Source organism: Actinomadura rupiterrae (assembly GCF_024172125.1).
In the GTDB taxonomy this organism is placed as follows: domain Bacteria; phylum Actinomycetota; class Actinomycetes; order Streptosporangiales; family Streptosporangiaceae; genus Spirillospora; species Spirillospora rupiterrae.
Window position 1 is genome coordinate 181,986 of the sequence record NZ_JAMZEA010000011.1, and the last position, 21,405, is coordinate 203,390.

Consider the following 21,405-nt stretch of genomic DNA (forward strand, 5'->3'; position numbering starts at 1 on the left):
GCGACTCCGGCGCGCCCTCGGCGTGCCCGGCATCCGAATGGGATCTGTTCTCTTGGCAACCTTCCTCTACCGGCTCGGCCGGTTCTCCTACCGACGGCGTGGACTCGTCGCCCTGCTCTGGGTGGGGCTGCTGGTCCTGTTCGGGGTCGGCGCTGGAACGCTCCACGGACCGACGTCCAACGACTTCTCCATCCCGGGCACCGAGGCCCAGCGGGCCATCGACCTGCTCAAGGACAAGATGCCGCAGGCGTCGGCGGACGGCGCGACCGCGCGCGTGGTGATCCGCGCCCCGGCCGGCCACACCCTGGCCGAGCCGCAGAGCAGGGCCGCCGTCGAGCAGGTCGTCGGCAAGCTGCGGACCGCGCCGCAGGTCGGGTCCGTGGTGGACCCCTACCAGGCCAAGGCCCTCTCGCAGGACCAGCGCACGGCCCTCACCCAGGTCACCTACAAGGTCACCCCGGTGGACGTGAAGCAGTCCTCCCGCGACGCGCTGGACGCCGTCGCCAAGAGCGGACGCGACGCCGGCCTGACCGTCGAGATGGGCGGCAGCGCCACCCAGGGGATGCCCGAGCAGGGCGCGTCCGAGCTGATCGGGCTGGCGATCGCCGCCGTGGTCCTGCTGATCACGCTGGGCTCGCTGGTCGCCGCCGGGCTGCCGCTGCTGAACGCGATCCTCGGCGTGGCGATCGCGATGGCGGGCATCACCGCCGCGACCGGCTTCGTGGACATGAGCTCGACCACCTCCACGCTCGCGCTCATGCTCGGCCTGGCCGTCGCCATCGACTACGCCCTGTTCATCACCTCCCGGTACCGGCACGAGCTGGCCGAGGGCAGGTCCGGCGAGGAGGCGGCCGGGCGCGCCGTCGGCACCGCCGGGTCGGCCGTGGTCTTCGCGGGCCTGACCGTGGTGATCGCGCTGGTCGGCCTGAGCGTCGTCGGCATCCCCGTGCTCACCGAGATGGGGATCGCGGCCGGGTTCGCGGTCGTCGTCGCGGTGCTGATCGCGCTCGTCCTGCTGCCCGCGCTGCTCGGCTTCGCCGGACGGTCGGTGCTCGGCGGCCGGATCCCCGGCCTGCGCGGCGGACCCAAGCCCGGCCGCGCCGCGGCGGGGGAGCGGTGGGCGCGGTTCGTCGTCCGCCGCCCGCTGGCGGTGCTGCTGGTCTCGGTCGTCGGCCTCGGGGCGCTCGCCCTCCCGGCGCTCGGGCTGCGGCTCGGCATGCCGGGCGAGGAGGCGTCCGCGGCGAGCAGCACCCAGCACAAGGCCTACGACATGGTCTCCGAGGGCTTCGGCCCCGGCTTCAACGGCCCGCTGATGGTCGTCGTGCACGGCTCCGGCGACGTCACCCAGGCCGCCGGACGGCTGTCCGGGCAGCTCAAGGGCATGCCGGACGTCGCGGCCGTCACCCCGCCGGTGCCGAACCAGGCCCGCGACACCGCGCTGCTGACCGTGGTGCCCAAGAGCGGCCCCAGCACCAAGCAGACCGAGGACCTGGTCTCGGCCATCCGCGACAAGAGCGACGCGCTGAAGGCGCAGACCGGCGCCGAGGCCATGGTCACGGGCCAGACCGCGATCGGCATCGACATCTCGGCGAAGCTCGCGGGCGCGCTCCCGATCTACCTCGCGCTCGTCGTCGGGCTGGCGTTCATCCTGCTCATGCTGGTGTTCCGGTCGGTCCTGGTGCCGCTGAAGGCGACCCTGGGCTTCCTGCTCACCGTCGCGGCAACGTTCGGCGTGGTGGTCGCGGTGTTCCAGAAGGGCTGGGGCTGGGGCGCCTCGCTGATCGGCGTGGACACGACCGGGCCGATCATGAGCCTGATGCCGATCTTCATGATCGGCGTGGTGTTCGGCCTGGCCATGGACTACCAGGTCTTCCTGGTCACCCGGATGCGCGAGGAGTACGTGCACGGCGCGGCGCCCACCGACGCGGTGGTCGCCGGGTTCCGGCACGGCGCCCGGGTGGTCGCCGCCGCCGCGGTGATCATGATGGCGGTGTTCGCCGGGTTCATCAGCAACGACCAGTCGATGATCAAGCTGATGGGGTTCGCGCTGGCCGCCGGGGTGTTCTTCGACGCCTTCGTGGTCCGGATGACCGTGGTGCCCGCCGTGATGGCGCTGTTCGGCAAGGCCGCCTGGTGGCTGCCGCGCTGGCTCGCCCGCGTCCTGCCCAACGTGGACGTCGAGGGCGAGAAGCTCCGCCACCTGCTGGAGGACGCGCCGTCCGACGTGCAGCCGGACGCGCCGTCCGACCGGCCGCGCGAGGCGGTCGGGGCCGGCTTCGGCGACACCTCCGGAGCCGCTGGACCGCCGTCCACCGGATGATCGCGGGCCGCCGTCCCGCCTCCGCACTCCGTCGCCCCGGGGTGCCGGGGCGGGACGGCGGCTCCCGCCTCCCTCGAACCTCCATCGCCCCACCCCCCAAGGAATCCGGGAATGAACCTTCTCCAGCAGCCGGCCTGGTGGCGCGCCCCCTCACCGCGCGACCAGACCGCACCCGCCGCGGAGCCCTCGCAGGCCGACAGCACCGACCCGTCCGCTGACACGTCCGCCGAGGCGACCGACCAGACCGCCGACCAGTTCGCCCCGACCGCTGTGGCGACCGCCCCGAGCGCCGAAGTGACCGGCCCGTCTGCCGAGGCGTCCAATCCGACCGTTGAGGTGACCGGGCCGTCCGCCAGCCCGGCAGGGCCGTCTGCCGAGGTGTCCGATCCGAGCGTTGAGGTGACCGGGCCGTCCGCCGAGGTGGCTGGGCCGTCCGTCAGAGCGGCGGGCGGTGCGGAGAATGCTCAGCGGAAGGCGCCCGCGAGGCGGCCGCGGCCGGTTCGGGAGTTGCTGCTGATCGCGGTGCTGTTCGGTATCTACAAGATGGGGCGCCTGGCGGCCAGCGGACGAGTGGACGAGGCGTTCCGCAACGCCCGCGACGTCTGGGACCTCGAACGCTGGCTGCACCTGCCCAGCGAGGTGACCGTCCAGCACGGCCTGCTGCACAGCGAGACGCTGGTCCGCCTGGCGAACTGCTACTACGCCTATGTACACTTCCCGGCCACGGCCGCGTTCCTGCTGTTCATGTACCTGCGCCGCCCGGCCTACTACCGGTGGGTGCGCTGGGTGGTCGTCGCGCTGACCGCCGCCGGGCTTGCCCTGCACCTGACCGTCCCGCTCGCCCCGCCGCGCATGCTCACCTTCACCGGCCTGGTCGACACCGGCAGCAAGTACGGGCCGTCGGTGTACGGCGCGCCGCAGACCGACACCGTCGCCAACCAGTACGCCGCGATGCCCTCGCTGCACATCGGCTGGGCGATCATCGTGGCGGTCGGGCTGATCGTCGCGTGCCGGACCCGCTGGCGCTGGCTGTGGCTGGCCCATCCCGTCCTCACCGTCCTGGTGGTGGTGAGCACCGCCAACCACTACTGGCTGGACGGGATCGTGGTTTCGGTCCTGCTGGCGATCGCGCTGGTGGCGCTGCGTCCGCTGTACCGGACGGCGCGCCCGGCACGGCCCCCGGGCCTGCGGACGGTCCCCGCGGCGGCACCGGTACGCTGACCCGAAGGCCCGTCGGGAGGGCCGCAGGCGGATGATCGTGTCGGGGGACGAGTGCGCGCCAGAACTGTGATCCAGGCTGTTCCGACGGTTTTGTCGTGGTATCTGGCGCTGTCGGGTGTCGTCTCGATCCTGACCTGGCTGTCCGCCGGCATCATCGAGGACCTGGACGCGATCTGGCTGCTGCGCTGGATCGGCTACTTCAGCTGGCTGCCCAGCATGACCTGGGGCCTGCTGCTGCTCCTGCTGTCCACCGGGGTCCGGCGGCGCAAGAAGTCGGCCTGGCGCATCACGCTGGTGCTGCTAGGCCTGTTCTTCCTGCTCTACCTCACCGTCGCGATCGTGTTCACCATCGCACCCGACCCCGACGTCCAGCTCGGCACCGGCGACTACATCGCCCCGGTCTGCTACGCGTTCGCGCTGGTGCTGGTGTTCGCCACCCGGCACGAGTTCACCGCCCTGCCCGACCGCGCGAACATCCGCCTGGCCTGGCGGGTCGGCGTCGCGATGGTGCTGGTCAGCGGGGTGATCGGCACGCTGCTGGTGCACCTGACCGACCGCAACGGCAAGGGCGGGTTCCTCACCCAGCCGCTGTACGCGGCGCTGCAGACCGTCCTCGGCGCGCGGGTCACCGGCCACACCCTGGACGTGGACGTCCCCGGCTGGGTCGACCTGATCCTCGGCGTCCTCGGCAGCGGGCTGCTCGTCGCGACCGTGTGGGCGCTGTTCCGGCCCTCGCGCGGCGAGGCGGTGCTCAGCCCCGGCGAGGAGCTGCGCGCCCGCGAGCTGCTGCTGCGCTACGGCGACGAGGACTCCCTCGGCTACTTCGCGCTGCGCCGCGACAAGGACTTCATCGTCGCGCCGAACGGGCGCGCGGGCATCGCCTACCGCGCGCAGGGCTCGGTCTGCCTGGCCTCCGGCGACCCGATCGGCGACCCCGAGGCCTGGGGCCCGGCCATCCAGGAGTGGCTGGCCGAGTGCCGCCGGCACGCCTGGACGCCCGGCGCGGTCAGCGTCGGCGAGCGCGCCGCCGTGGAGTACCGCCGGCACGGGCTGAGCGTGCTGGAGCTCGGCGACGAGGCGATCATCGACGTGCACGAGTTCAACCTGGACGGCCGGGAGATGCGGCAGGTCCGGCAGGCCGTCCGGCGGGTGGAGCGGGCCGGGTACACCGTCCGCATCCGCCGCCACTCGCAGATCTCCCCGGCCGAGATGGCGGGCATCGTCCAGCGCGCCGACCAGTGGCGCGAGGGCGAGACCGAGCGCGGCTTCTCCATGGCGCTCGGCCGGCTCGGCGACCCGTCCGACGGCGACTGCGTGATGGTCGAGGCGTTCGACTCCGAGGGCCGGCTGCGCGGCCTGCTGTCGTTCGTCCCGTGGGGGCGGACGGGCCTGTCGCTGGACCTGATGCGCCGCGACCGGGCCGCCGAGAACGGGCTGAACGAGTTCATGGTCGTCCGGCTGGTGGAGAAGGCCGGGTCGGTCGGCGCCGCCCGGATCTCGCTGAACTTCGCGATGCTGCGCTCGGTGTTCGAGCGCGGCTCGCAGATCGGCGCCGGGCCGCTGGTCCGCGCCGCCTACCGGGTGCTGTCGTTCGCGTCCCGGTTCTGGCAGCTGGAGTCGCTGTACCTGGCCAACGCCAAGTACCACCCCGAGTGGGTGCCGCGGTACGTCTGCTTCAGCTCCGGCGCGGGCGGCCTGATCCGGCTCGGCATCGGCTACGCCCGTGCCGAGGGGTTCCTGCCGACGCTCGGCCGGCACCGGCTGGACCGCGCCGCCAACGCCGTCCCGACGCCCGAGCTGGTCGCCCGGATCAAGGCGCTGGAGGAGGCCGCCGACGCCGACCGGGCCCCGCGCCGCCGGCTGTCGGAGCAGGAGCGCGTCCGGCACGACAAGCTCGGCCGGATCGAGGCGGCGGGCGTCGAGCCCTACCCGCTCGGCTTCGACCGCACCGACGTGGCCGCCGGCGTCCGCGCGCAGTACGGCGACCTGGCGCCCGACACCCGCTCCGGGCACACCGCCGCGATCGCCGGGCGGATCATGCTCGAACGCGACCACGGCGGCCTGGTGTTCGCGACGCTGCGGGACGAGTCGGGCGACATCCAGGTCATGCTCGCCGCGCACGTCCTCGGCCGCGGCGCGCTGCGCCAGTGGAAGACCATGATCGACCTGGGCGACCAGGTCGGCATCGCCGGCGAGGTGGTCACCTCCCGGACCGGCGAGCTGTCGGTGCTGGCCTCGGAGTGGAAGCTCACCGCCAAGTGCCTGCACCCGCTGCCCGACAAGCGCGCCGGGCTCGCCGACCCCGAGGCCCGCGTCCGGCACAAGGCCGTCGACCTGATCGTCAACGACGAGTCGCGGAAGATGCTGCGGATGCGCGGCGACGCGGTGGCCGCCGTCCGGGACGTGCTGCGCGAGCGCGGCTACCTGGAGGTCGAGACGCCGATCTTGCAGCCGATCCACGGCGGCGCGACGGCCCGGCCGTTCACCACCCGCATCAACGCCTACAACATGCGGCTGTACCTGCGGATCGCACCCGAGCTGTACCTCAAGCGGCTCCTGGTCGGCGGCCTCGGCAAGGTCTTCGAGATGGGCCGCGACTTCCGCAACGAGGGCGTGGACGCCACCCACAACCCCGAGTTCACCATGCTGGAGGCCTACCAGCCCTACGGCGACTACGACACGATGGCCGAGCTGACCCGCGAGCTGGTGCTGGCGGGCACCCGCGCCGCGCTCGGCACCACCGTGGTCGTCCGGGACGGCGTGGAGCACGACCTCGCCGGCCCGTGGAACCAGATCACCGTCTACGGCTCGGTGTCCCGGGCGCTCGGCGAGGAGATCACCACCGAGACGCCGCGTCCGGTCGCGGCCCGGCACGCGGCCCGGGCCGGCATCGAGGTCGACCCCGAGTGGGGGCAGGGGCGGATCGTCCAGGAGCTGTACGAGGCGCTGGTCGAGGACGACCTGAGCACCCCGACCTTCGTCCGCGACTTCCCGGCCGAGACGTCCCCGCTGACCCGCCCGCACCGCAAGGACCCGCGGCTCGCCGAGAAGTGGGACCTGATCGTCTTCGGCATGGAGCTCGGCACCGCCTACTCCGAGCTGATCGACCCGATCCTGCAGCGCGAGCGGCTCACCGAGCAGTCGCTGCTGGCCGCCGGCGGCGACCCCGAGGCGATGGAGCTGGACGAGGACTTCCTGCGCGCCCTGGAGTACGGCATGCCCCCGGCGGGCGGCATGGGCATGGGCGTCGACCGGCTGCTGATCGCGCTCACCGGCCGCTCGATCCGCGAGACGATCGCCTTCCCCCTGGTCAGACCGACCCGCTGACCCCCGCCGCCGAGCCCGCCCGCCGAGCCCGCCCGGCGAGCCCGTCGAGCCCGCCCGGCCCGCCCCCCGAGCCCGCCCGGGCCCCCGTCTGCCGAGCCCGCCCGGACTCGTCCGCCGAGAGCGCCCGGGGCGCGGCTGGCGGCCGCGCGGGAGCTGCGTCCGGGACGCCGTCCGGTGACGTTGGTGTCGCGGTGTGGCGGCGATCTCGGCGGCAGGTATGACGGTTGCGGCGTACGGAGGGAAAGATGGTGATTGGTTGCCATTCGCCCCCCGGCGTACCGGGACATCGGGAGTGAGGACGGTCCGCGACGTGAGCGACATCCCCCGGCGTGCGGTCACCCGCACCGCCAAGCTGGCGAGCCTGCCGCTCGGCTTCGCCGGCCGCACCGCGCTCGGCCTGGGCAAGCGGACGCTGGGCAAGCCCGCCGAGGCGGTCGCGCTGGAGGTCCAGCGGCGCACCGCCGAGCAGCTGTTCGCGGTGCTCGGCGAGCTCAAGGGCGGCGCGATGAAGGTCGGCCAGCTGCTGTCGATCTTCGAGGCGGGGCTGCCGGAGGAGCTGGCCGCGCCGTTCCGCGCGAGCCTGACCCGGCTGCAGGAGGCCGCCCCGCCGATGCCCGCCGCCACCACGCACAAGGTGCTGGCCGAGGGCCTCGGCCCGGACTGGCGGGACCGGTTCGCCTCGTTCGAGGACCGGCCCGCGGCCGCCGCCTCGATCGGCCAGGTGCACAAGGCCGTCTGGGCGGACGGCCGGACCGTCGCGGTCAAGGTGCAGTACCCCGGCGCGGGCGCGGCGCTGATGAGCGACTTCAACCAGATCTCCCGGCTCAGCCGCCTGATCAACCCCCTGTTCCCGGGGGTGGAGGCCAAGCCGGTGATCGCCGACCTGCGGCGGCGGCTGGAGAAGGAGCTGGACTACGTCGACGAGGCCCGCGCGCAGACCGCCTTCCACGACGCCTACGCCGGCGATCCCGACTTCGTCGTGCCCGCGGTCGTGGCGCAGTCGGGGAACGTGCTGGTCACCGAGTGGCTGGAGGGCACGCCGCTGTCCCGGGTCATCGCCGAGGGCAGCAAGGAGGAGCGCGACCGGGCCGGGCTGCTGCTGTTCCGGTTCCTGCTGTCCGGGCCGTCCCGCTGCGGGATGATCCACATCGACCCGCACCCGGGCAACTTCCGCCTGCTGGAGGACGGCCGGCTCGGCGTGATGGACTTCGGCGGCGCCGCGCAGGTCTCCGACGAGCTGCTGTGGTCGCTCGGCCGGATGATGCGGATCGGCACCGGCGGCGACCCCGGGGAGATGGTCGACAGCGCCGTCGAGGAGGGCTTCCTCGCCCCGGACGCGGTGGTGGACCCCGAGCAGTTCGCCGACCTGGTCGTCCCGCACGCCACGCCGTTCACCCAGGAGACCTTCCAGTACACCCGCGAGTGGCTGCGCCGCGAGACCACCCGGAGCCTGGCGATGGCCACGGACATGCGTCCGGGCAGCATCGCCCGCCAGCTGCGCATGCCGCCGCAGTACCTGGCGGTGTGGCGGGCGATGGCGGGCTGCGGCGGCGTGCTGTGCCAGCTGGAGGCCGAGGGCCGGTTCCGGGACGAGGCGCTGCGCTGGCTGCCCGGCTTCGCCGACGACGAGACCCCCGACGACCAGGAGACCGAGGCCGCCTCCTGAACCGGTACGGCCCCCTGAGCCGCGCGGATTTCTGAGTCGGGACGGGCCCACTGAGCCGGTTGGATTCCTGAGCTGAGGCGGACGCCTGAGCCGGGCGGGTTCCTGAGCCGGGACGGCCCCTGGGCCGAGGCGGACGCCTGAGAGCGTCCGCCTCCTTGGATCGTCCGCCCGGCCCCCGCGCGCGAGGGCCGGTGCGGCCGGGGACGGGTCAGGAGGAGAGGGCGGCGTCCTCTTCCTGCTCGACCTGCTGGTTCCAGGCGCGCTTGCCGGCCTGCCAGCCGTCCTCGTCGCGGCCGACGCGCCAGTAGCCGGAGATCGAGATCAGGTCCATCGGGAGCGTCCGCTCGACCCGCAGGTAGCGCCGCAGCTCCTTGACGAACCCGGCCTCGCCGTGGACGAACGCCTGGACGCGGCCGTCCGGCAGCTCCAGGCCGCGGACGGCCTCGACCAGCGCCGCGCCGACCGGGCGGTCGCCGCGGTGCAGCCAGACGATCTTGGCGTCGCCGGGGGAGGGCAGCTCCTGCTCCTCGGCGGCGTCCGCGACCTCGATGAACGCGAAGGCGGGCGCGCCGGACGGGACGCGCTCCAGCCCCGCCGCGATCGCCGGCAGGGAGCTCTCGTCCCCGGCGAACAGGTACCAGTCGGCCTCCTGGACGGGCGCGTACTTGCCGCCCGGGCCCATGAAGAACATCTCGTCGCCCGGCCGGGCGGCCTCGGCCCAGGGCCCGGCGAGGCCCTCGTCGCCGTGCACGACGAAGTCGATCGAGAGCTCGCGGGCCGCCGGGTCCCACGCGCGCACGGTGTAGGTGCGCGTGGTCGGCCACTGCTCGCGCGGGAACTCCGCGCGGATCCGCTCGATGTCGAACGGCTCGGGGTAGGTCACCCCAGGCCGTCCGAACAGCAGCTTGACGTAGTGGTCGGTGTACTCGCCCGCGTCGAACGCGGCCAGCCCGTCCCCGCCGAGGACGACCCGGACCATGTGCGGAGTGAGCCGCTCGGTGCGCAGCACGACCCCTCGATGCACGGTCCGGCCGCCGCCCCTGCGCTCGCGCTCCGCCGCCCTTGGTTCGGTTGCCATACGCCCTCCGAAAGTTTTTGTTAGGTAAGCCTAATCCACCCGCCCGCGCTCCGTATGATATTTTACGAGTGAAATACTTGTGAAGTACCGAGGAGGATCGTGGCCGAGGGAGCCGGAGCGCTGGTGCGTCCGCTGCCGGTGCGCGGGGTGCTGCGGCTGGGACGCGGCTCCGACACCTGGTTCCGGGCGGCGTCGAGCGTGGTGGTCGCCTCGGCGATCCCGTACGCGGTGCTGCTCGCGTCCGGACGCCTGCACCTCGCGCTCTACACCTCCGCCGGGTCGCTGGTCGCGCTGTATGCCCACAACCGGCCCTACGCCGCCCGCGCCCGCACCCTCGCCCGCGTCGCGCTGCTGATGCTGGCGAGCCTGGCCGTCGCGCTCGGCACCGCGGCGCTGACCGGGGACGTCGCGATCCGGGTCGCGGTCGCCGCGCTGCTCGCCGCCGCGCACAAGCTGGTCTGCGACGCCACCCGGATCGGCCCGCCCGCCAACGTGATCTTCACCTTCGTCGCGGCGAGCTGCGCGTTCGTCCCGCAGCGGCTCGCCGACGTGCCGTTCCACCTCGCGCTCGCCCTGGCCGGCGCGGTGATCGCCTGGCTGGTGTGCATGGCGCCCGCGCTCGTCCGCCGGGACCGGACGCGCCGCCTCGCCGTCGTCCAGGAGGCCGTCCACCCGCGCGGGATGCGCGCCGTCCTCGCCGCGCTGCGCCCGGGCTCGCCGCTGCTGCCGGTCGCGACGCGCGTGGGCGCCAGCGCCGCCGCCGCGGGCTGGCTGACCATGCTGCTCGGCGTCGGACGTCCCTACTGGGCGATCGTCACCGCCGCCGCGATCTTCCAGGCGAACCTGGAGCTGACCTGGCGCCGCGCGCTCCAGCGGATCCTCGGCAACCTGCTCGGCCTGGCGCTGTTCACCGCGCTGCTGCCGGTGATCGGGCTGGGCCCGGTCGCCCTGGTCCTGGTCGCGCTCGCCGCGCAGTTCGGCGCGGAGGCGACCATGGCCCGCAACTACTGGCTCGGCTCGCTGTTCGTCACGCCGATGGCGCTGAGCATGGTCGAGTTCGCCGGGCACCGGCCGCCGCACGAGCTGGTCGGCCAGCGCTGGCTGGACACCTGCGCCGGCGCCGCCGTCGGCCTGCTCGGCTGCGTCCTCATCACCAACCGCCGCGCCGCCGGCCGCGTCCACCGCGCCCTGACCCGCCTGGACGTCGCCGTCGCCGAAGCGGATGCCCTCGCCCTGGCCCGCGCCGAGCAGGCGCTCGCCGATGCGCAGCACGCGGTGGTCGCGGCGCTGCATGACCGGGTTGCGCACGCGCTGGCCGAGCTCGGCGAGGCCGTGCATGTCGCTGAAGGCGAGTGGTGGCTGAGATCCGCGCCTGCCGAACGCGTCGAACGGGCGCTCCAGGACGGCCGTCGCGCGCTGGCCGCGCTTGCCGTGCCGTTGCAGGCCGAGAGGGAGGTCGCCTGATGGGGGAGGACGAGGCGGAGGCGCGTCCTGTGCAACCGGCGCGTCCTGTGCAACCGGCGCGTCCCGTGCAGGCGGCGCGTCCCGTGCAGGACGTGATGGCCGAGGTGCTGCGGCAGTGGCGGGAGCTGCGGCCCGATCTGGACACCACGCCGATGGCCGTGATCGGACGGGTGAACCGGTGCGCGGCGCTGCTGCAGCACGCCGCCGACGCGCCGCTCAGCCGCGCCGGCCTGGCGCGTCCCGAGTACGACACGCTCACCGCGCTGTACCGGCTCGGACCGGGCGTGACGCCGACGCGGCTGGCGCGCGAGACGTTCGCGTCCGGCGCGGCGGTCACCAAGCGGCTGCGCGCGCTGACGGACCGCGGGCTGGTCGAGCGCCGCGCGGACGAGCGCGACCGGCGCGTCCAGCACGTGTCCCTGACCGAGGACGGCCACGCGCTGATGGACGGCCTGCTGGCGGAGCAGGTCGCCTACGAGCGGGCCCTGCTGGACGGCCTGAGCGCCGACCGCAACGCCGAGCTGGCGTCCGCGCTGGCCGAGCTGCTGGCGCTGCTGGAGGGCAGCCTCGCCCGGCATATCGGGTAGTCCCGACGGGCCCCCGCCGCGCCTTTTCAAGGCGCAGCGGTCCGGTTACGTTCGGGGAGATCCGGACGTTCCGGACATCCCTCGGGATGGGAGGCCGCCGTGACCGAGTCCGCGTTCCCCGCAGGGGCCCTCGCCGCCGCCCTCGCCGGCGCCGTCGCGGACGGCTCGCTGGACGTGGTGGACCTGACCGCGCCGCTGTCGGAGCGGACTCCGATCCTCCAGCTCCCCGAGCCGTTCGCCAACACCGTCCCGTTCACGCTGCGCGAGATCAGCCGGTACGACGAGCGCGGCCCGGCCTGGTACTGGAACGACATCGTCACCGGCGAGCACGTCGGCACCCACTTCGACGCGCCCGTGCACTGGGCCACCGGACGGGACGGCGAGGACGTCGCGCAGGTCGACCCGCGCCGCCTGATCGCGCCCGCCGCCGTCCTCGACGCCTCCGCGCAGGCCGCGGACGACCCCGGGTTCCTGCTGCAGATCGACCACGTCCGCGAGTGGGAGAAGGCGCACGGCCCGCTGCCCGGCGGCGGCTGGCTGCTGTACCGGACGGGCTGGGACGCGCGCTCCGACGACCCTGACGCGTTCCTCAACGGCGGCGTGTGGCCGGGCCTGTCCACCGACTGCGCGCGCTGGCTCGCCGAGGAGACCCCGGTCCTCGGCCTCGGCGTGGAGACGGTCGGCACCGACGCCGGCGCCGCGCACGGCTTCGACCCGCCGTTCCCGTGCCACTCGCACTTCCTCGGCGCGGGTAAGTACGGCCTCACCCAGCTGCGGAACCTGGCCCGGCTCCCGGCGCGCGGCGCGGTGCTGGTCGCCGCGCCGCTGCCGATCGCCGGCGGATCCGGGAGCCCGTGCCGGGTGCTGGCGCTGGTCGACCGGTGAACGTCGCGCACGCGGTCGGGCGGGCGCTGGCCCGGCTCGGCGCGCGCACGGTGTTCGGCGTCGTCGGCAGCGGCAACTTCGAGGTCACCAACGCGCTGGTCGAGGGCGGCGCCCGGTACGTCGCGGCCCGGCACGAGGGCGGCGCGGCCACGATGGCCGACGCCTACGCGCGGGTCGGCGGCGGCCTCGGCGTGCTCACCGTCCACCAGGGCCCGGGCCTGACCAACGCGCTCACCGGCATCGCCGAGGCCGCCAAGAGCCGCACGCCGCTGCTGGTGCTGACCGGCGAGGTCGCCGCGTCGGCCGTCCGGTCCAACTTCCGGATCGACCAGGCGGCGCTGGCGCAGGCGGTCGGGGCCGTCCCGGAGCGGATCCACGGCCCGGGCACCGCGCTGTCGGACCTCGCCCGCGCCTGCCGCACCGCCGTCGCCGCGCGCCGGACCGTCCTGCTCGGCCTGCCGCTGGACGTGCAGGCCGCGCCCTACACCGGGCCGGACGAGTGCGTCCCGCAGGCCCCGCACGCGACCGGGACGGCCTGGCAGCCGGCCGTCCCGCCGCTGGCGGTGCCGCCGCCCGCCGCGCTCGCCCGCCTGGCCCGCGCGCTGGCGGGCGCCGAGCGTCCGGTCTTCCTGGCCGGACGCGGCGCGCGGCTGTCCGGCGCCGGCGACCCGCTGCGCTCGCTCGCCCAGCGGTCGGGCGCGCTGCTGGCCACCTCGGTCGTCGCGCGCGGCCTGTTCCGCGGCGACCCGTTCGACCTGGACGTCAGCGGCGGGTTCGCCACCCCGGTGGCGGCCGAGCTGATCCGCGACGCGGACCTGCTGGTCGGCTGGGGCTGCGCGCTGAACGACTGGACGCTGCGGCACGGCGACCTGGTCGGCCCCGACGCCCGGCTCGTCCAGGTGGACGTGGACGCCGAGGCGCTCGCCGCGCACCGCCCGGTGGACCTCAGCCTGATCGGCGACGCCGCCGAGACGGCCGTCGCCGTGGACGCCGAGCTGGCCCGGCGCGGCCACCGCGCGCAGGGCTACCGGACCCGCGAGATCGCCGGACGCATCGCCGCCGAAGGCCGCTGGCGCGACCTGCCGTTCAAGGACCGCTCTAACGGCACCCGCATCGACCCCCGCACCCTCACCATCGCCCTGGACGACCTGCTGCCCGCCGACCGCACCGTCGCCGTCGACTCGGGCAACTTCATGGGCTACCCGACCATGTACCTGGACGTCCCCGACGTGGACGGCCTGGTGTTCACCCAGGGCTTCCAGGCGATCGGCCTCGGCCTGGCCACCGCGGTCGGCGCGGCGGTCGCCCGTCCCGACCGGCTGACGGTCGCCGCGCTCGGCGACGGCGGGGCGCTGATGTCGGCCGTCGAGCTGGACACCGCCGTGCGGCTCGGCCTCGGCCTGCTCGTGGTGGTCTACGACGACGAGGCCTACGGCGCCGAGGTGCACCATTTCGGCCCGCACGGCCACCCGCTCGACACCGTCACCTTCCCGCCGGCCGACATCGCCGGGGTCGCCCGCGCCTACGGCTGCGAGGCGCTGACCGTCCGCCGGGTGGAGGACCTGGACCCGGTGCGCGACTGGCTGGCCGGGGACCGGGACCGCCCCCTGGTGGTGCAGGCCAAGGTCACGACCGACCGCCCGTCCTGGTGGCTCGCCGAGGCCTTCCGACCGCACTGACCTGGGCCGTTCCGTCCTGGCGTCCTTGATCGGTTCCCGGGGGCCAGGTGCATAACCACGCAGAGTGAGGGGAATATCGCCCCGGGGGTACCGATGAGCGAGGCGCCGCTGTGCACCGGACGATTCTTCACACGGGTGCCGACATAGACGCCATGTACCGGCTGCTCGCCTTCGCAAAGCATGGCGGGCGGTCCGGCATCCCGAGCCAGGCGCGCGCCGAGGCCGCCTTGGACGAGACGGCCTGCCCGGGCGACCACAGCCGCAGCGACGCGCGTGAGGAGGAGCGAACATGAAACGTGTGGTGAGGCAGGCCGCGCCCCTGCTGCAGGCGTCGCGTTCTGCCCGGGCCGGGGCGTCGCGTTCTGCCCGGGCGGGGGCGTCGCGGCCCGCCCGCACTGGAGCGACGCGCGTTGCCCGCATGGGCCCGTCTGCTGAGACCGCCGGTCTCGCGCCGCTTCCGGGGAGCCTTCGTTGACCATCGTGCTGTGGGCCGTGCTGCCCTACCTCGCCGTCGCGTCCCTGGTCGGCGGGACGATCTGGCGCCGCCGCCACGACCGCTCCGGCTGGACGACCAAGTCGTCCGAGATCTACGGCCGGACGATCCTCGGCGTCGCGGGCCCGCTGTTCAGGTACGCGCTGGCGTTCGTGATCCTCGGCCACGTCCTGGGCCTGGTCATTCCCGAGAGCTGGACGCGCAGCGCCGGTGTCGCCGACACCACCTACCGCCAGATTTCCATGATCGGTGGGACGGTCGCGGGCGTCATGGCCCTCGCCGGGCTCGCCATGCTCGTCCACCGGCGGCGCACCAGCGGCCCGGTGCTGTCGGCGACCACCCGCCACGACAGGCTGATGTACGTGCTCCTCGGCGGATCGCTGCTGCTCGGGACGCTGTGCACGATCGTCGCCAACGGCAACGTCGCACCGTACGACTACCGGCTGACGATCGCGCCGTGGTTCCGCGGCCTCTTCCTGCTGCGTCCCGACGCGTCCCTGATGGCCTCGGTGCCGGTCCTGTACAAGCTGCACGTGCTCGTCGGGATGGCGCTGATCGCGCTGTTCCCGTTCACGCGGCTCGTGCACGTGTTCGCCGCGCCGTGGTCCTACGTGTTCCGCCCGTCCATCGTCTACCGCACCCCGGAACGCTGGGCCGCGCGGGTGCGGGCGCCGAGGCGGGGGTGGGCGCTCCTTGGCCGCCGCTGACGCCCGTCCGGACGCGGGTCCGGCCGTCGCCGGCCGCCGGACCCGTCCAGACGCCGCTGAGATCACCGCTGCCGGACGATCAGTCGCCGGCGGTCGTCCGGTGCGGGCGGAGCGGCGCGCGCACCGCGCCGACCGCCACGCCGACCGCCACGCAGACCGCCACGCAGACCGCCACGCCGTCCAGGGCGGCGGGACGGCCGGTCCGCGGGCCCCGCCGGCGCGGCTTATATCTCTGATCCGAGCTGGGGGATAGGGCTTGACCGTTTTCACCCCCAGTACTTACCTTCGCGGCAGTTGTGTCTCACGTCACACCGCCCAGAGGAGGAGACCATGGCGGAACGACTGAGAACGTCCTTTCGGCTGACCGGGCTGGGCCGCGAAGTGGCCGCCGAGTTCGCCGGAACACTGATCCTGATCCTGTTCGGCACCGGCGTGGTGGCCCAGGTCGCCGCGGGCGGCATCGGCGGCCACGACAGCATCGCCTGGGCGTGGGGCATCGGCGTGACCCTGGGGGTGTACGCGTCCGCGACGCTCAGCGGCGGGCACATCAACCCGGCGGTCACGGTGTCCCTCGCCCTGTTCAAGGGCTTCCCGTGGCGCAAGGTCGGCCCGTTCATCGCGGCCCAGTTCGCCGGGGCGTTCCTGGCGGCGCTGATCGTCCGGTGGAACTACACCGAGGTGCTGGCCAAGGCCGATCCCGGCCACACCGTCAAGACGCAGGGCGTGTTCTCCACACTGCCCGGCAATGGAACGCTCCCGGTCAGCACCTGGGGGGCCTTCCGCGACCAGATCATCGGCACCGCGATCCTGCTGTTCCTGGTGCTCGCGCTGACCGACCTGAAGAACCAGCCGCCGCTCGCCAACCTCGCGCCGCTGATCATCGGCCTGGTCGTGGTGGCGATCGGGATGGCCTGGGGGACCGACGCCGGATACGCCATCAACCCCGCCCGTGACTTCGGCCCGCGCTTGGCCGAGTACATCACCGGGTACGCGGGAGCATGGCGAGATCAGAACCACGATCTCTACTTCTGGGTGCCGATCGTCGGACCGCTCATCGGCGGGCCGATCGGCGCGGCGCTGTACCTGCTCCTGGTCGGGAACCACCTTCCCGGGACCGAGGAGGAGGCCAAGACGCCGCCCGTGCGCCCCGAGCCGGAGTACGGCGGGCCCGGCGAGCCGTCCTGACCGTCCACGACCGTCCCGACCAGCGAGGAGAGCAGTGCCGATGGCCGACTTCGTCGGAGCCCTGGACCAGGGCACCACGAGCACCCGCTTCATGATCTTCGACCACGGCGGCAACGAGATCGCCCGCCACCAGCTCGAACACGAGCAGATCCTGCCCCGCGCGGGGTGGGTCGAGCACAACCCGACCGAGATCTGGGAGCGCACCCGCTCGGTGATCCAGTCCGCCCTGCACGCGGCGAACCTGCACCACAACGACCTCGCCGCGATGGGCATCACCAACCAGCGCGAGACGACCGTGGTGTGGAACCGGCGGACGGGCCGTCCCTACTACAACGCGATCGTCTGGCAGGACACCCGGACCGACCGTATCGCCAGCGCCCTGGAGCGGGACGGGCGCGGCGAGACCATCCGGCACCGCGCCGGGCTGCCGCCCGCCACCTACTTCTCCGGCGGCAAGATCCAGTGGATCCTGGAGAACGTCGACGGCGTCCGGCAGGACGCCGAGAACGGCGAGGCGATCTTCGGCAACATCGACACCTGGGTCCTGTGGAACCTGACCGGCGGCGCGAACGGCGGCGTGCACGTCACCGACCCGACCAACGCCAGCCGCACCATGCTGATGGACCTGGAGACGCTCGACTGGGACGACCAGCTGCTCTCGTTCTTCAACATCCCGCGGTCGATGCTGCCGGAGATCAGGCCGTCCTCGGCGCCCGAGCTGTACGGGACGACCCGCGCGGACGGCCCGCTCGGCGGCGAGGTCGCGCTGAGCGGCGACCTCGGCGACCAGCAGGCCGCCACGGTCGGCCAGGTCTGCTTCTCGCCCGGCGAGGCCAAGAACACCTACGGCACCGGCAACTTCCTCCTCCTCAACACCGGTGAAGACCTCGTCCGCTCCAAGGCCGGCATGCTGACCACCGTCTGCTACAAGTTCGGCGGCGCCCCGCCGGTGTACGCGCTGGAGGGCTCCATCGCGGTCACCGGATCGGCGGTCCAGTGGCTGCGCGACCAGCTCGGCATCATCTCCGGCGCAGCGCAGAGCGAGTCGCTGGCCGCGCAGGTCGAGGACAACGGCGGCGTCTACTTCGTCCCGGCGTTCTCCGGCCTGTTCGCGCCCTACTGGCGCAGCGACGCGCGCGGCGCGATCGTCGGCCTGTCCCGCTTCAACACCAACGCCCACCTGGCCCGCGCGACCCTGGAGGCGATCTGCTACCAGTCCCGCGACGTCGTGGAGGCGATGCGCGAGGACTCTGGCGTCTCGCTGGACGTCCTGAAGGTCGACGGCGGCGTCACCGCCAACGAGCTGTGCATGCAACTGCAGGCCGACATCCTCGGTGTCCCGGTCTCACGCCCGGTCGTCGCCGAGACCACCGCCCTAGGCGCCGCCTACGCCGCGGGCCTGGCCGTCGGCTTCTGGAACTCCACCGAAGAACTACGCCAGAACTGGAACGAGGACAAACGCTGGGAACCCCGCTGGACCGAGGCCCAGCGCGAAGCCGGCTACGCCGGGTGGCGCCGAGCCGTGGAACGCACCTTCGGCTGGGTAGACGTCGAATAACCCACCGCTAACCCACGAAACCGCCCGCACCGGCTCGTCCGATGCGGGCGGTTCGCGCTTCGCAAGATGCCCGGCGACGCCAGCGAACGGAACCAGCCGATCAAGGTTTGGGGAGGCCGATGATATGGCCCGCGCGGTACGGCCCGATCGGCTGTGTCGCCGGAGGCAGGGCCGGGAACCGGGGACGATCTGCCGGGTCGACCGCGAGCCCGGTGAGGTTGGCATGGCCCAGATCCGCCGCATGGACGCCCACCGGGCTTCGCGTGGACGCGGCAGAGGCCGTTTCCCTTGGGTGGGAAACGGCCTCTGGACTGCTGGTGGGTGGGGCCCGCACCGGGGTTTTCGGTGCGGGCGGGTGGGGGCCGGCATGGTTATACCTCGACCGCGACCGGGTGGTTTTCGGCCTTCTTGGAGTGGGTGGGCTCCGGGCGGCGGAGGCTCAGCAGCAGGGAGCCGATGACGGCGACGGCGGCGAGGCCGGCCAGGGCCCAGCCCGTCGCGTACTCGGCGTGCCGGGTGGAGCCGCTGTCCTGGAAGCGGACGAGGAACAGGGTGCCGATCGTCGCGACGCCGAGGACCTGACCGACCTGCATGACGGTCAGCAGCAGGCCGCTGGCGTCGGCGGCGTCCTCGGTCGGGACGTTCTGCAGCGCCGTCGTCATCACGATCGGCATCACGCCGAGCCCGAAACCGATCACCGCGGTGAGCGCCAGGTAGGCCACGCCCCCGGACGCGAGCGGCCCGATCCAGATGTAGCCGAGCGCGGCGATGGCGAAGCCGATCGGGACCACGCGCCGGTACCAGCTCGACGGCAGCCGCTGCCAGTAGAGGCTGACCACGGCGAATGCCAGCACGCACGGCACGAACGCCAGCCCGGACTTCAGCGGCGACATCTTCAGGTCGCCCTGCAGGTGCAGCGTGGTGGTGAACAGGAACGAGCCCCACGAGCCGGGGCCGAACATCAGCGTCACCGTGCTCACCGCGACGCCGGGCGCGCGCAGCACCTTCCCGGAGATCAGCGGACGTCCGCCGCGCGCCGCGAACCGGCGCTCGACCAGCCCGAACGTCACGAACAGCACGGCGCTGGCCGCCAGCGCGGCCCAGCCCCACGCGGGCCAGCCGAGCTCGTGGCCGAGGATCAGCGGGATGACGAGCAGCAGCAGCGCCGGGGTCAGGACGATCAGCCCGACCGGGTCCAGCCCGCCGCGCCGGTCCTCGTCCGCGCGGGGCAGCAGCCGCGGCCCGGCCGCGAGCAGCACCGCGCCGATCGGCACGTTCACCAGGAACACCAGCCGCCAGCCCGACCCGAACAGGTCGGCGCTGACCAGCAGCCCGCCGAGCACCTGCCCGACGACGACGCCGCCGGCGATCACCATCGCGTACATGCTGAGCGCCCGCGCCCGCGCGGGCCCCTGGAACCCCCGCTGGATCATGCTCATCACCTGCGGCGTCATCAGCGCGGCGCCGATGCCCTGCAGGAACCGCATGACGATCAGGAAGGCGGTCGTGGGCGCGAGCCCGCACGCCAGGGACGCGAGGGTGAACACGGCCAGGCCGCTGAGGAACACCGTCCGGTGCCCGAACAGGTCGCCCAGCCGCGCGCCGGTGATCAGCAGCGCGGCGTAGGCGATGATGTATCCGGCGACCACCAGCTGCAGGCTGGCCCCGCTCGCGTGCAGGTCCGTCCGCAGCGTCGGCAGCGCCACGTTGACGATGTTGACGTCCAGGATGGCCATGAACTGCCCGAGCAGCAGGAGCGCCAGCATCGGGCCGGTAGACCGCGCGGAGGACGCCCGCACGTCCTTCAAGCTTTCGGTCGAAGAAGTCATGTATGTAGCATGTGCCCGTATTAGTACCTGTACCGAGAGCCCCGTGATACTGGTACTGGCAGCACCTGGATCACGGGTCCGGGTTCGGCGAGACTGGAGGCGTGACGGTTACGGTAAGCGAGCAGCGGACGGCCACCGGGCGCCGGCGCCGGGACGAGCTGGCCGCGTTCCTGCGCAGCAGGCGCGAGCGGATCACACCCGAGGACGTCGGGCTGCCGCCCGCCCCGCGACGGCGCACGCCCGGCCTGCGGCGCGAGGAGGTCGCGCAGCTCGCCGGGGTCGGGGTGACCTGGTACACCTGGCTGGAGCAGGGCCGGCCGATCAACGTCAGCACCCAGGTGCTCGACGCGATCTCCCGGACGCTGCGCCTCGACACGGTCGAGCGCGAGCACCTGTACCGGCTGTCGGAGGTGGCGGTGCCGCCCGAGCCGGACATCGTGTCCGCCCTGAGCGAGGACGTCCGGACGATCCTGACCGCTCTCGAACCGATGCCCGCGGTGGTCTCCAACGCCCGCAGCGACGCGCTGACCTGGAACGACGCGTACTCGGCGCTGTTCCCCGCCGTCACCGAGGCCCCCGAGGGGGAGCGGAACTCGATGTGGCAGTTCTTCACGCTCCCGTCCTGCTGCAACCCCTGCATCAACCTCGACGAGCAGGTCGCCGAGAGCGTCGCGATGTTCCGCTACCGCTACGTCCGGCACCGCGACGACCCGGAGTTCCAGCGGCTCGTCGAGCGGCTCGTGGACGCCAGCCCGCGCTTCGACGAGCTGTGGCGGACGCAGGACGTCGCCGTCCCGCAGCCCTGCCAGAAGGACTTCTACTACCCGCGCGTCGGCAAGATCGCGACCCGGACCACCTCGTTCGACCTGAGCGTCCGCCCGGGCACGCGGATGGTCGTCTACACCTACGTGGACGAGGCCAGCCGCAAGAACTTCATGCGCCTGCTCAAGGACCCGTCCCTGGCCCGCCCCGACCACACGCACTGACCTACGGGCTGCCGAGGCCCGGTCTGTCGGAGGATCGGCAGACTTGCCAGCGGGTTGGGCGGGCGCGCGCTGGCGGAGCGGCTGGCTTGCTAGCGGATCGGGCGGGCTTGCCGCGGATCGTGCGGGTTCTGGGCGGGGCGGGCGGGGGTTGCGTGCGGGGTGGGCGTCCGCCATGATCGTGCGCATGATCGACTGGAAGGGCGGCCTCCGCCCGGGCCGTTGAGCCCCGCCGCAGCCGACCGGCTGCCGGCCGACGTTGACCTCCTGGCCTTCCCGCGCCGCATGCGCGCCCTGGCCCTGCACGCCCGGCGCCTCGCCGGGACCCCCGAACTGGACGCGCTGCTCGGCGAACTGTCCCAGCGCGGGCCGTACGAGCGGCACCTCGCGCTGCACATGGCGATGGCCGCGCGCCATCTCGCG

General features: G+C 73.4%; 15 protein-coding genes. 13 read left to right on the forward strand and 2 right to left on the reverse strand.

Annotated elements, in window-relative coordinates:
• The first annotated feature begins 52 nt into the window (after positions 1 to 52).
• The 4 genes from FHU30_RS34670 (at position 53) to FHU30_RS34685 (ending at position 8,534) form a co-directional block, all read left to right on the forward strand.
• On the forward strand, positions 53 to 2,320 hold the full coding sequence (locus FHU30_RS34670; protein ID WP_253881764.1) for an MMPL family transporter: 2,268 nt from the start codon (positions 53 to 55) through the stop codon (positions 2,318 to 2,320).
• A gap of 111 nt (positions 2,321 to 2,431) precedes the next feature.
• Complete coding sequence (locus FHU30_RS34675; protein WP_253881765.1) at positions 2,432 to 3,541, forward strand: phosphatase PAP2 family protein; 1,110 nt, start codon at positions 2,432 to 2,434, stop codon at positions 3,539 to 3,541.
• Positions 3,542 to 3,607: 66 nt separating this feature from the next.
• Positions 3,608 to 6,868: a bifunctional lysylphosphatidylglycerol synthetase/lysine--tRNA ligase LysX gene (gene lysX, locus FHU30_RS34680; RefSeq protein WP_308211454.1), complete on the forward strand. Its 3,261-nt coding sequence runs from the start codon at positions 3,608 to 3,610 to the stop codon at positions 6,866 to 6,868.
• A 310-nt stretch (positions 6,869 to 7,178) separates the two neighbouring features.
• Complete coding sequence (locus tag FHU30_RS34685) at positions 7,179 to 8,534, forward strand: ABC1 kinase family protein (RefSeq protein WP_253881767.1); 1,356 nt, start codon at positions 7,179 to 7,181, stop codon at positions 8,532 to 8,534.
• Between the two features lie 208 nt (positions 8,535 to 8,742).
• Here FHU30_RS34685 and FHU30_RS34690 read toward each other — a convergent pair whose 3' ends face one another.
• Positions 8,743 to 9,612, reverse strand: coding sequence for a siderophore-interacting protein (locus tag FHU30_RS34690; protein WP_253881768.1), 870 nt, complete (start codon positions 9,610 to 9,612; stop codon positions 8,743 to 8,745).
• Positions 9,613 to 9,711: 99 nt separating this feature from the next.
• Here FHU30_RS34690 and FHU30_RS34695 point away from each other — a divergent pair, with 99 nt between their 5' ends.
• The 8 genes from FHU30_RS34695 (at position 9,712) to glpK (ending at position 18,170) form a co-directional block, all read left to right on the forward strand.
• Entirely contained in the window at positions 9,712 to 11,076 is a 1,365-nt protein-coding gene (locus FHU30_RS34695; RefSeq protein WP_253881769.1) for an FUSC family protein, read from the forward strand.
• Entirely contained in the window at positions 11,076 to 11,663 is a 588-nt protein-coding gene (locus FHU30_RS34700; RefSeq protein WP_253881770.1) for a MarR family winged helix-turn-helix transcriptional regulator, read from the forward strand. Before FHU30_RS34695 ends, FHU30_RS34700 begins: the two co-directional genes overlap by 1 nt.
• A 99-nt stretch (positions 11,664 to 11,762) precedes the next feature.
• On the forward strand, positions 11,763 to 12,548 hold the full coding sequence (locus tag FHU30_RS34705) for a cyclase family protein (protein ID WP_253881771.1): 786 nt from the start codon (positions 11,763 to 11,765) through the stop codon (positions 12,546 to 12,548).
• Positions 12,545 to 14,227, forward strand: coding sequence for a thiamine pyrophosphate-binding protein (locus FHU30_RS47375; RefSeq protein WP_253881772.1), 1,683 nt, complete (start codon positions 12,545 to 12,547; stop codon positions 14,225 to 14,227). The genes FHU30_RS34705 and FHU30_RS47375 overlap by 4 nt, the downstream gene beginning before the upstream one ends.
• Before the next feature lie 152 nt (positions 14,228 to 14,379).
• Entirely contained in the window at positions 14,380 to 14,520 is a 141-nt protein-coding gene (locus FHU30_RS34715; protein ID WP_253881773.1) for a hypothetical protein, read from the forward strand.
• A gap of 187 nt (positions 14,521 to 14,707) precedes the next feature.
• Complete coding sequence (gene narI / locus FHU30_RS34720) at positions 14,708 to 15,427, forward strand: respiratory nitrate reductase subunit gamma (protein WP_308211459.1); 720 nt, start codon at positions 14,708 to 14,710, stop codon at positions 15,425 to 15,427.
• Positions 15,428 to 15,757: 330 nt separating this feature from the next.
• Positions 15,758 to 16,612, forward strand: a complete 855-nt coding sequence (locus FHU30_RS34725) for an MIP/aquaporin family protein (RefSeq protein WP_253881775.1) — start codon at positions 15,758 to 15,760, stop codon at positions 16,610 to 16,612.
• A 40-nt stretch (positions 16,613 to 16,652) separates the two neighbouring features.
• Entirely contained in the window at positions 16,653 to 18,170 is a 1,518-nt protein-coding gene (glpK, locus tag FHU30_RS34730; RefSeq protein ID WP_253881776.1) for a glycerol kinase GlpK, read from the forward strand.
• A gap of 371 nt (positions 18,171 to 18,541) precedes the next feature.
• Here the strand turns inward: glpK and FHU30_RS34735 are convergent, their stop codons facing one another.
• Entirely contained in the window at positions 18,542 to 19,999 is a 1,458-nt protein-coding gene (locus tag FHU30_RS34735) for an MFS transporter (RefSeq protein ID WP_253881777.1), read from the reverse strand.
• 101 nt (positions 20,000 to 20,100) lie between these two features.
• Between FHU30_RS34735 and FHU30_RS34740 the strand changes: the two genes are divergently transcribed.
• A complete protein-coding gene (locus FHU30_RS34740; protein ID WP_253881778.1) occupies positions 20,101 to 20,985 on the forward strand; it encodes a helix-turn-helix transcriptional regulator in 885 nt (294 codons plus the stop codon).
• Positions 20,986 to 21,405 lie beyond the last annotated feature (420 nt).